10 protein-coding genes are annotated in these 11,579 nt (G+C 48.5%); 3 read left to right on the forward strand and 7 right to left on the reverse strand.

All coding sequences use genetic code 11. The features are described from left to right. Positions 1 to 25: 25 nt before the first annotated feature. From carA to grpE, 7 genes are all read right to left on the reverse strand, one after another. Positions 26 to 1,171 carry a glutamine-hydrolyzing carbamoyl-phosphate synthase small subunit gene (carA, locus tag AC3AP5_RS07660; RefSeq protein ID WP_487326424.1) on the reverse strand — a complete coding sequence of 382 codons (1,146 nt, stop codon included), beginning with the start codon at positions 1,169 to 1,171 and terminating at the stop codon, positions 26 to 28. A gap of 164 nt (positions 1,172 to 1,335) precedes the next feature. Next, positions 1,336 to 2,124: a 4-hydroxy-tetrahydrodipicolinate reductase gene (dapB, locus tag AC3AP5_RS07665; RefSeq protein WP_487326425.1), complete on the reverse strand. Its 789-nt coding sequence runs from the start codon at positions 2,122 to 2,124 to the stop codon at positions 1,336 to 1,338. Continuing rightward, positions 2,121 to 3,359, reverse strand: coding sequence for a dicarboxylate/amino acid:cation symporter (locus tag AC3AP5_RS07670; protein ID WP_487326426.1), 1,239 nt, complete (start codon positions 3,357 to 3,359; stop codon positions 2,121 to 2,123). The genes dapB and AC3AP5_RS07670 overlap by 4 nt, the downstream gene beginning before the upstream one ends. A gap of 124 nt (positions 3,360 to 3,483) precedes the next feature. Beyond that, positions 3,484 to 4,299, reverse strand: a complete 816-nt coding sequence (locus AC3AP5_RS07675; protein ID WP_286681715.1) for a M48 family metallopeptidase — start codon at positions 4,297 to 4,299, stop codon at positions 3,484 to 3,486. A gap of 50 nt (positions 4,300 to 4,349) precedes the next feature. Then, complete coding sequence (gene dnaJ, locus AC3AP5_RS07680) at positions 4,350 to 5,498, reverse strand: molecular chaperone DnaJ (protein ID WP_272977894.1); 1,149 nt, start codon at positions 5,496 to 5,498, stop codon at positions 4,350 to 4,352. Positions 5,499 to 5,599: 101 nt separating this feature from the next. Further along, a complete protein-coding gene (dnaK, locus tag AC3AP5_RS07685) occupies positions 5,600 to 7,525 on the reverse strand; it encodes a molecular chaperone DnaK (protein ID WP_006955152.1) in 1,926 nt (641 codons plus the stop codon). A 124-nt stretch (positions 7,526 to 7,649) separates the two neighbouring features. After that, positions 7,650 to 8,324 carry a nucleotide exchange factor GrpE gene (gene grpE / locus AC3AP5_RS07690; RefSeq protein ID WP_006955151.1) on the reverse strand — a complete coding sequence of 225 codons (675 nt, stop codon included), beginning with the start codon at positions 8,322 to 8,324 and terminating at the stop codon, positions 7,650 to 7,652. A gap of 144 nt (positions 8,325 to 8,468) precedes the next feature. Between grpE and nadK the strand changes: the two genes are divergently transcribed. The 3 genes from nadK to AC3AP5_RS07705 all read left to right on the forward strand — a co-directional run bounded on the left by nadK (position 8,469) and on the right by AC3AP5_RS07705 (position 11,569). Further along, positions 8,469 to 9,350: an NAD(+) kinase gene (gene nadK, locus AC3AP5_RS07695; RefSeq protein ID WP_006955150.1), complete on the forward strand. Its 882-nt coding sequence runs from the start codon at positions 8,469 to 8,471 to the stop codon at positions 9,348 to 9,350. 116 nt (positions 9,351 to 9,466) lie between these two features. Then, positions 9,467 to 11,131: a DNA repair protein RecN gene (recN, locus tag AC3AP5_RS07700; protein ID WP_487326427.1), complete on the forward strand. Its 1,665-nt coding sequence runs from the start codon at positions 9,467 to 9,469 to the stop codon at positions 11,129 to 11,131. A gap of 78 nt (positions 11,132 to 11,209) precedes the next feature. Next, positions 11,210 to 11,569 (forward strand): outer membrane protein assembly factor BamE, encoded by a 360-nt coding sequence (locus AC3AP5_RS07705; protein WP_006955148.1) that lies wholly within the window; start codon positions 11,210 to 11,212, stop codon positions 11,567 to 11,569. Positions 11,570 to 11,579: the final 10 nt, after the last annotated feature.

Raw genomic sequence — 11,579 nt, forward strand, 5'->3', positions numbered from 1 at the left:
TCGTTCTATCCTTTGCTGCACCCGTTTAAGCGCGAGCTTGCATTAATTCGATAAAGTGATCAAAGAGCGCATCAGCGTCATGTGGACCTGGACTCGCTTCAGGGTGGCCCTGAAAGCTAAATGCGGGCTTATCGGTTCTGCGCATGCCTTGCAAGGTGCCATCAAACAATGACACGTGAGTCACCTCAATATTATCCGGCAAGCTCGTCTCGTCTATCGCAAAACCATGATTTTGACTGGTAATCATCACGCGTTTAGTGCGAACGTCTTGTACTGGATGGTTTGCACCGTGATGGCCAAATTTCATTTTGGTCGATTTTGCTCCACTGGCAATGCCTAACAACTGATGGCCCAAACAGATACCAAAGATAGGGATGTCTTTTTCTAATAACGCTTTAATAGCGTCGATTGCGTAATCGCACGGCTCAGGATCACCCGGTCCGTTGGATAAGAATACGCCATCCGGATTTAACGTCATCACCTCATCGGCTGAAGTTTGAGCTGGCACCACAGTGATGCGACAGCCGCGATCCGCGAGCAGTCGCAGAATATTCTGTTTGCAACCATAGTCGTATGCAACGACATGGAATTTGTCTTGCGCAGGTGAGGTGTGTCCTTCGCCAAGCTGCCAACTGCCCTCGCTCCAAGCGTGAGTTTCCTCACAGGAGACAACCTTAGCGAGATCCATTCCTTTCAGCCCAGGAAATTCGCGAGCTAACTGAAGTGCTTTGTCTTCGTCTATCGGTCCCGCCATGATACACCCATTCTGCGCACCTTTTTCGCGCAAAATCCGCGTCAGCTTACGTGTATCAATATCAGCGATTCCAACCACATTCTGACGTTGCAGATATTCTGTCAACGTCTCTTGCTTGCGAAAGCTACTCGCTTTCAAGGCGTTATCACGAATAATCAAGCCTTTCGCCCAAACTTCGGGGGATTCTTCATCTTCGTTGTTGGTGCCAGTATTGCCAATGTGGGGGTATGTCAGGGTGACGAGTTGTTCAGTGTATGAGGGGTCAGTTAGAATTTCTTGGTAGCCTGTCATGGCTGTATTAAAGACGACTTCTCCAACAGCGGAGCCTTCGGCTCCAATCGCTGTGCCATGAAAGATGGTGCCGTCGGCTAACACCAGTATGGCTCGGTTAGCGGATTGACTCGCTAAAATACTCAAGGGCAACCTCCGTACATAAAAAAACGGGTGAATCAATACAAAGTTGACTTCCCCGTTTAAGGTCCTTACCGCGCGTTCTTTGCTCACTGAAATTAGCAGATGACTAACATCAGGCAAATTGACCGTATTGTACGTGTTTTTTTACGCAGCGTCCAGCGCTGTTTTTAATCCAATAGTTGCGCCAGTTGCTTTTTTAAGTCCAGCACATCGGCCATTTGATAGCACTCACCCGGCGCCTGAGCCGTCAGCCATTTTGCCGCGCGCAATGCACCTTCAGCAAAGATGCGACGATCACTCACACGATGTGAGAGTTCGATACGCTCACCGGCCTGTGCCAGCCAAACTTGATGCTCGCCGACGATATCGGCAGCACGCAATACGCTAAACCCAATGCCATCGTCACTACGTAAGCCATCGCCACGAATGCCATCGTTAACGGCCTCAAATGTTACCTTTCTGCCCATCGCAGCGGCCTCGCCGAGCGCTAAAGCAGTGCCTGATGGCCCATCCTTTTTATGTCGATGGTGCGCCTCAAAAATTTCAATGTCTGCGTCTTTAAACGCGCCTGCTGCGATGCGCGTTAATTGCTCCATCAGTGCCACACCCAAGCTGGTGTTACGCGCATGGAGTGTGGCTACTTTTTGCGCCGTGTCCTGAAGTAGTTGCTGTTGCGCGGCATCGAGCCCGGTAGTGCAGACCACAATCGGACACTGATGGTTTTGTGCATACGCCAGGTTTTCTTCCAGCGCAGAGGGTAGGCTAAAGTCAATTAATACATCGGGTGCATCATTCACCTCTGACACATGATGATAGTGAGTTTGCCCAATGGGGTTACCGCGCGCGTCGCTCTGCTTGCTTACAAATGCATGTGACACATCAAAGCCGTAAGCCTCGGCATACTCAATAATTTGTTGGCCCATACGCCCACTGGCGCCCAATACACCTAATTTCATGCGCTTTCTCGTGCTTCCTGATAAAGGTTGTTATCCTGCAACAAGTTCTCGCTGCGCGCAACAACGCGCGCTACCATCATATCACCTGTAACATTGGTCATCGTGCGCGCCATATCAATGATGCGATCAATAGCGGCAATAAAAGCGATTCCCTCGAGCGGTAACCCAACGGCGTTTAACGTCACCGTTAACATCACTAACGCAGTACCGGGGACCCCTGCCGTTCCTACAGATGCTAGCGTTGCCGTCATCATGATCAAGCCATAATCCATCCAATCCAATGGAATGCCGTACAGATTGGCGATAAAGATACTCGCCACGGCAGGATAAATACCGCCACAACCGTCCATATTGATAGTCGCCCCGAGCGGCAACACAAAACTCGCGTAATCCTTCGATACACCCAAACGTTCAGTGACCGCGCGATGTGCCGCTGGCAAGGAACCAAATGAACTGCAGGTCGTAAAGGCAACGACTTGTGCATCGAACACGGCTCGGAAAAATTGCCAAGCACTCATGCCCCCCATGGTGCGGATAAAGCCACCGTAAACCACCACAATGTGGATCAGCACTGCTAAATAGATTACACCCACGAATTTGGCCAAAGGCAATAAACTTGCAATGCCGTATTCACCGATCACCCATGCCATTAAGCCTAAAACGCCAAGCGGTGTAAGTTGCAAGACCATGCGAGTGACCTGATACATCACCTCTGCGCCCGATTTAATCACTCGACGTACCGGTTCAGCAGGTTCGCCCAGTTTCTGTATAGCAACACCGATAATCGCGGCAAAGACAACTATTTGAAGTACATTGCCTTCACTGAGCGCAGCAAATGGATTAGTTGGCACAAAGTTAAGTAGCACTTGTGAGACGCTCGGAATGACCTTTTCGGTTTGTTCTGTTGCGGTGAGAGCCTGAGCCGGGCTCATATCGATAAGCGTCCCCAGCGTCAAGCCGATAGCACTGGCGATAATGGCTGTCAGCATGAACATACCAATCGTTTTAGCTCCCAAGCGCCCTAGCTTTTGGCCATCGTTTAAATCGGTAATTGCACTGACAATGGCACAAAAGATAAGCGGCGCCACCAACATTTTTATTGCGCGAATAAACAGGTCGCCCAACGGCTTAAGTGCTTGTCCCGCTTCGGGGAACAGAGCACCTACCAGCGCACCTAAAACAAATGCACCCAGTACGCGTTGCCAGAAGGGAATATTAAACCAGAATCTAAACATAGAACGTCCACATCGAGAAAAATGCGGATAATTTAGCGTCAATCAATCGGTCGCCGAAAGAAAATTTTTGACTAGCATATAACTAAAAGACCAAGCCAACGAAAATTTGGCTTGGTCTTATTAATCACGAGGAAGGTCGCTCACAAGAAGGATTGCGTCCTTGTTGATGGGCTTGTTGTACTCGCGCACTCAAGCTTGGTGCGTAGTCTTCTATGGCATCAATGCGCGTTTGTGGTGATGGATGCGTTGATAACAGTTCCGGTGGAGCGCCTTTCGACTGCTTCGCCATATTGCGCCACAAGTCAGCGGCTTCAATAGGCTTAAACCCGGCATCTGCCATGTAGTCGAGACCCAACTGGTCTGCTTCAGACTCGTGAGTCCGACTATACGGTAACAAAATACCGACTTGCGCTCCCACACCTAAGGCACTCATCAATAGCGCCGCAGTATCGCTCTCTAGCTCCTTATTGGCAAAAATTGCACCAATTTGAAGCCCCGCGCCGACTGCCATGTTGCTTGATACACGCTCATTGCTATGTTGCGCGATCACGTGGCCAATCTCGTGACCAATCACGGCAGCCAACTGGTGTTGGTTTTCTGCGACATCCAGTAAACCGCGGTAAACACCGATATTGTTTCCCGGCAGGGCAAAAGCATTCACCGTGTCTTGATCAAATACAGTGATTTCCCAATCTGCTTGACTGTAGGGTTCGGGTAGCACATCAATCAACGCGTGACTAACGCACTGGACGTAAGCATTAATCGCGGGGTCGTCACTAATCGGCGTTTCAGCTTTCATCTGTTCATACGACTGCTCACCCATTTGATTCAATTGACCCTCGGGTAAAAAAGCTAACTGAGAACGTCCTGTTGGCGACTTTGAGCAACTGACTACTGTCACAGTCGCCAGCGTCAACGCCGCTATTTTCCAAGCCCGCATAATGCCTCCTTTAGGCAAACAATAATGACTTCGTACTAACGATATTAGTCTTAGCTACGCAAGTCATCAAAAAATTGTTTAACACCGTCAAAGAAGCCTTTTTCCTTGGGTCTGAACTTAGCCGCTTCGTCGCCGTGCCCCATCGAACTCTCAAGTTCCTCGAGTAATTCCCGTTGACGCGATGATAAGTTCACCGGCGTTTCGATGACCACTTTACATATCAGGTCGCCGACAGCACCCGTACGGACTGACTTAACGCCTTTGCCACGTAAGCGGAAATGTTTGCCCGTTTGAGTCTCTTTTGGCACCTTCAATTTGACTTTACCTTCTAGCGTCGGTACCTCAATTTCGCCACCGAGCGCTGCCTTGGTAAAGCTCACTGGAACTTCGCAGTATAAATTGTTGCCGTCACGCGCAAAGATAGGGTGTTCACGCACATGCACCTGAACATACAAGTCGCCTGCTGGCGCGCCTTTTTCTCCCGCCTCACCTTCGTTCGCTAAACGAATACGATCACCGGTATCTACGCCTGCCGGAATTTTAACCGATAGTTTTTTGGTTTTTTCAACGCGGCCCTGACCGTGGCAAGTATTACATGGATCTTTGATGATAGACCCGGTACCACGGCAATGCGGACATGCCTGCTGCACAGCAAAGAAGCCCTGACGCATTTGAATTTGACCGGAACCGTGACAGTGACTACAGGTTTCTGGTCGTGTGCCTTTTTTCGCACCTGAGCCGTCGCAATCCTCACATTCCACCATGGTCGGAATTTGCAATTCGACTTCTTTACCTTTCACCGCGTCTTCTAGCGACATTTCTAGATTGTAACGTAAGTCCGCACCGCGCTGAGGACGCGCTTGCTGACGACGACCGCCACCAAAAATATCACCGAATACATCGCCAAAGATATCAGCAAAATCGGCACCACCGCCACCAAAACCACCGGCGCCCGCTCCGCCACCTTGGCGAGCTTGTTGAAACGCTTCGTGCCCATATTGATCATACATCTGGCGTTTTTGTGGATCCGACAACACTTCGTAGGCCTGTTTAATTTCCTTAAACTTGGCTTCTAACTCTTTATCACCTTTCGTGCGGTCTGGGTGGTACTTCATCGCCATCCGCTTGTAGGCTTTCTTAATATCTCTCTCATTGGCGTCTTTGCCGACACCTAAAATCTGATAATAATCCTGCGCCATAACCGTAATCTTCTGTTGTGATTTTACACCTGTCTAAAATAAATACACGGGCATTACCTTTCGGCAACACCCGTGTTGATATCGAAGTTGCCTAATTAAGCTTACTTCTTATCGTCGTCTTTCACTTCCTCAAATTCAGCGTCAACAACGTCATCATCTTTAGATGATTGTGCTTGCTCTGCACCGGCTTCTGCACCACCTTGTTGTGCTTGCTGTTGCTGAGCAGCTTCCATCAGTTTCTGTGAAGCTTCCATCAACGCTTGAGACTTCGCTTCGATAGCGTCTTTATCGCCGTCTTTAGAAGCTTGCTCAAGTTCGTCGCAGGCGGTTTCGATGGCTTTCTTATCATCTTCTGACAAGGCTTCGCCGACTTCTTTCAACTGATTACGCGTTGCGTGCACTAAGCCGTCCGCTTGGTTACGCGCTTGCACTAACTCTTCAAACTTTTTGTCATCTTCAGCGTGTGCTTCCGCGTCTTTAACCATTTTTTCGACTTCATCCTCATCAAGACCTGATGAAGCTTTGATGGTGATCTTCTGCTCTTTACCGGTGTCTTTATCTTTCGCCGACACATGTAAGATACCGTCAGCGTCAATGTCAAAGGTCACTTCGATTTGCGGTACACCGCGCGCCGCTGCACGAATACCTTCGAGGTTAAACTGACCTAGCGATTTGTTATCGCTTGAGCGTTTACGTTCACCCTGCAATACATGAATCGTTACAGCTGACTGGTTGTCTTCTGCGGTCGAGAATGTTTGCGATTCTTTTGTTGGAATCGTGGTGTTTTTCTCGATCAACTTGGTCATCACGCCGCCCATGGTTTCGATACCTAATGACAGCGGACAAACGTCAAGCAGCAATACGTCTTTCACATCGCCTTGTAAAACACCGGCTTGAACAGCTGCACCTAGTGCTACGGCTTCATCTGGGTTGACGTCACGGCGTGGCTCTTTGCCAAAGAAGTCAGTCACGGCCTGTTGAACTTTAGGCATACGTGTTTGACCACCGACCATGATGATGTCTTTAACATCGCTCACTGACATATCAGCATCAGCCAGTGCTTGCTTCAATGGCTCAAGCGACTTCTTAATCAAGTCTTCAACCAACGATTCTAATTTAGCGCGTGTTACTTTAATCGCTAAGTGCTTAGGACCGGTGTTATCAGCCGTGATATATGGCAAGTTGACTTCCGTTTGTTGCGCAGAAGACAGCTCGATTTTCGCTTTTTCGGCGGCTTCTTTCAGACGTTGCATCGCCAAAGGATCTTTACGTAAATCGATGCCTTGATCTTTCTCGAACTGCTCAACCAAGTAGTTAATCAAACGGTTATCAAAGTCTTCACCACCTAAGTGCGTGTCACCGTTTGTCGCCAGTACTTCAAAGGTATGCTCGCCTTCGACTTCGTCGATTTCGATGATCGAGATATCGAACGTACCACCACCTAAGTCATAAACAGCGATAACGTTGTCGCCGGACTTCTTATCCATGCCGTAAGCCAGTGCAGCTGCGGTTGGCTCGTTGATGATACGCTTAACTTCTAAGCCCGCGATTTTACCAGCGTCTTTTGTTGCCTGACGCTGAGCGTCGTTAAAGTATGCAGGTACAGTGATAACCGCTTCGGTGACTTTCTCACCTAAAAACTCTTCTGCGGTTTTCTTCATTTTCTTCAATACTTCAGCAGAAATTTGCGGTGGCGCTTTTTTATCGCCATCGATTTCTACCCAAGCATCACCATTGTCTGCTTTGACAATGTTATAAGGCATAATGCCAATGTCGCGCTGAACTTCATCATCTTGGAAACGACGACCGATCAGGCGCTTGATAGCAAACAAGGTTTTATTCGGGTTGGTGACTGCTTGGCGTTTCGCCGGTGCGCCTACCAACGTTTCGCCATCGTCGGTAAATGCGACGACAGATGGGGTTGTACGATCCCCTTCACCGTTTTCAATAACACGAGGTTTGCCGCCGTCTAAAACCGCGACACATGAGTTTGTTGTACCCAAGTCAATGCCGATGATTTTACCCATAATTAATCTCCACTACTTCTATTCTGTTCAAACCGCTCTGGTTTGAGCGTTAATGATTTCGATAACTGTTATTTGGGGGCTGTATCTAAAATTACAAGCCCTAAAACATAATTTCTCTTACAAATTATGCTTTTGTATCCACGCCGCCGTTACTATTACGTGCCACCATCACCATGGCTGGGCGCAGTAAACGTCCGTTGAGCTCATACCCTTTCTGCATAACGGCGATAATCGTGTTGTTTTTATGCTCCGCCGATTCTTGCATCGACATCGCTTGGTGCAGGTCTGGATTAAAGACCTCGCCCTCTTCGCCGACCGCTTTTACGCCAAATTTATCCAGCGTTGATGTCAGACTTTTATACGTCAGCTCAATACCTTCTAAAAAGCTTTTTAACTCTGGGTTTTCGGTATCAGCCGCTTGCATCGCGCGCTCAAGGTTATCAACACTCGTGAGTAGCTCGTTGGCAAACTTCTCTAACGCAAATTTATGCGCCTTCTCAACATCTTGACTCGCGCGACGACGTACGTTTTCCATTTCCGCCTGACTACGCAATACCGACTCCTTTTGCTCGTTCACTTTGGCTTCGGCCTTAGTTAACGCGAGCTCAAGCTCCGCAATACGGTCCGCTTGATTGTCTGCCGCCGCAGCTGTTTGCTGCTGGGTCTCTGGTTGTTCGTCGCTACCAAGCGCCTGTTCAGCCGCCTGCTCAGCCGCCTCTTTTGCGGCCTCTTGTTGAGCGGCTTCTTGTGCTTGCTGCTCAAAGTTCTCAGTTGTTTGATTTGGTTGCTTATCACTCATAACCCATACTCTTTAAATGTCGAATGAACGTATGCGTTGTTATGTGGGGATAGTCCGATTAAGATTCAAGACCTTTATTTCGCTTGATAAAAATTAACGCAACACGTAGCGTTAACTCACGACTAGAGGATAGCGGTAAGCCCTATGAAACAACCCGCATTTAAGCGCGTCGCGCTTTTAGGAAAAATTAATGATACTGGCACTCGTCACACACTTGAGGCACTTATTAGTGCCTTGTGCGAAAGTCAGTATGAGGTCTGTTTGGAAGAACGCTGTGCCACCCAGGTGCAACCAAGCAGTTGCATCGACACGGGCTCACTTGAGAAGTTAGGACAATGGGCCGACATTGCGGTAGTCGTCGGCGGTGATGGCAATATGCTCGGTGCTGCCCGCGCATTGTGTGATCATGATGTGGCGGTTATTGGAGTGAATCGAGGTAACCTTGGCTTCTTGACCGATTTAGCGCCAGAGGACGCAGTGAGCGCGCTGATGGATGTGCTAGCGGGTGACTATGTAAGAGAAGAACGCTTCTTGCTCTCGGCCTCGGTTAAAGGCGAGTCAATTAAACAACAAGGTGTGGCGGTGAACGAAATTGTTCTTCATTCAGACAAAGTCGCTCACATGATCGAGTTTGAACTTTATGTCGATGATCAATTTGTCTTTTCGCAACGTTCCGATGGCGTCATCATCGCGACACCCACCGGCTCGACGGCTTACTCTCTGTCCGGCGGTGGTCCTATTCTGCACCCCAACCTAAATGCTATTACCTTGGTCCCCATGTTTCCGCATACACTGAGTAGTCGTCCGATTGTGCTCGACGCAAACTCCCGAGTGCGACTGCGTGCAGCCAAGGACAACGATCATTTACAAATCAGTTGCGATGGTCATGGGCGTCTTGATGTCATGCCAGGTGATGAGGTCATTATCGAAAAACACCCGCATACCTTGACGATGGTGCATCCGACAACACACAGCTACTACCATGTATTACGTAACAAGTTGGGTTGGGGCAGCCGTCTTTTCTAACTGACTAAAAAAAAGTCACTCTTTGCATTGCAATTGAACAATAATACTGTATAACTACTGTATATACTGTATAGGTAAACAGTATTACTGTTCTTTTTATTGTGAGGAGCCCAGCCATGTTGACTGAGTTACACATTCGCAATTTTGCAATCGTCAAGCAGTTAGATATCGAGTTTAAAAACGGGATGACCGCCATTACCGGTGAGACCGGTGCGGGTAAATCTATCGCACTGGATGCGCTCGGGCTATGCCTGGGTGGACGTGCCGATGCCAACTGGGTGAGACCGGGCTGCGACAAAACGGACATCAGTGCGCGCTTCACTATCACTCACGACAGTCCCGCTCACCGCTGGCTCGTCGATAACGAGTTTGATGATGACCTCGAGTGTGTATTGCGCCGTACTATTAGTAAAGATGGTCGTTCACGGGCTTGGGTTAACGGCGCGCCGGTGACGCTCACACAGCAACGCACATTAGCGCCAACATTGGTCAATATTCATGGTCAGCATGAACACCAGCTGTTGGTAAAAGAAGAGCACCAGCGCGAATTACTTGATCAGTTCGCTCAGCATGCTGAACTTATTACAGAAGTACAAGAAAGCTACCGTAACTGGGCGGCTACCGAAAAGCGTTTTCGCCAACATCAGCAGCGCAAAGAAGAATTAGTAGCACAGAAACAACTAATAAGTTATCAGGTTAAAGAGCTCAATGAATTTAATATCGGAGAGGGCGAATTTGAGCAACTTGAGAGTGACCACAAACGGTTGACTCATATTCGCGCCTTAACGGAAAACAGTGCCTTTGCTCTAAATGCGCTTTATGACGGCGAGCACAATAATGTATCGGGACTCATTCAAGCCGCCCACGGCCGATTGGAAGAATCAGCCGAGCTCGATGAGCAAATCCAGCCTATTTTAGCACTGCTTGAACAAGCTAAAGTTCATATCGAAGAAACAGCATTAGAACTGCGTAATTATCAAGACCAATTAGATATTGATCCTGAGCAACTCGAAGTCACTGAACAACGGATGAGCCAAGCGATTGCGCTCGCTAAAAAACATCATGTCGCGCCACTCGACCTTTATCAACATCATCAGCAGTTGCAACAACAATTGGATGAACTCGAACGCGCTGAGGAAGATAACGAACAACTCGCTGAGCAACGTCAAGCATTACGTACCGTTTATCGGCAAGCGGCGCTTAAGCTATCGACAAGCCGAAAAAAAGCAGCGGACAAACTGAGTGCCGAAATTTCCCGCGCCATGCATAAGTTAAACATGCCCCATGGTGAATTTGTCATCCAAGTTGATCATGATGACAAAGCCACAGCAACGCTCTGGGGCACCGACGAAATCTGCTTTACCGTGACCACCAACCCTGGGCAGCCGCTACAAGCGCTTAGTAAAGTTGCATCGGGCGGGGAACTATCACGCATCAGTCTTGCCATACAGGTCATGTGTGCCAATCAAAATACGGTACCGACCATGATGTTTGACGAGGTCGATGTCGGTGTGAGTGGACCCACCGCAGCGGTTGTGGGTTCAATGTTACGGAGTCTAGGCGAGCAGTGCCAAATTATCTGTGTCACTCACTTACCGCAAGTGGCTGCTAAGGGACATCATCAAATGCAGGTACTCAAACAAACCGATGGCGCACAAACAGAAACGCAAGTTTGGCAGCTTAACGAAGAACAGCGAATTGATGAGCTCGCTCGCTTATTGGGTGGCGATAGCATTACCGAAAAAACTAAAGACAACGCCCGGGAGTTACTTATTCATTAAGTTTTCCTGCGCCAATGCTAGCTAACTCGGTTTTGTTTGTTTATCATCGGTGACAACATTTAACGGTAAGAGTAGTTAATGAAACAAATCGGAAAAACTTTGGCCGCTGTTGCGGTCGTCGCAGGTCTCTCAGGTTGCTCAGTGTTAAACGATTGGGTATATCGAATTGATATTCCTCAAGGTAATTACCTTGAACAACGCGATGTCGACAAATTACGCGTAGGTATGTCACAGGAACAAGTTGCTTACGTATTAGGGCGTCCGGTCGCTGAAAACAGCTTTAACAGCGAGCGTTGGGTCTATGTTTATGACATGAATCCAAATGAGGGTGAACCTTTCCACAAGGAATTGATACTCGATTTTGAAGACGGTCAACTCGCCCGTTTGTCGGGTGATTTTGATAAACCAGAAAACTTCGATACCCCGCTCGAACCTTAATGGGATAAGT

The organism is Idiomarina sp. D18 (genome assembly GCF_057748155.1).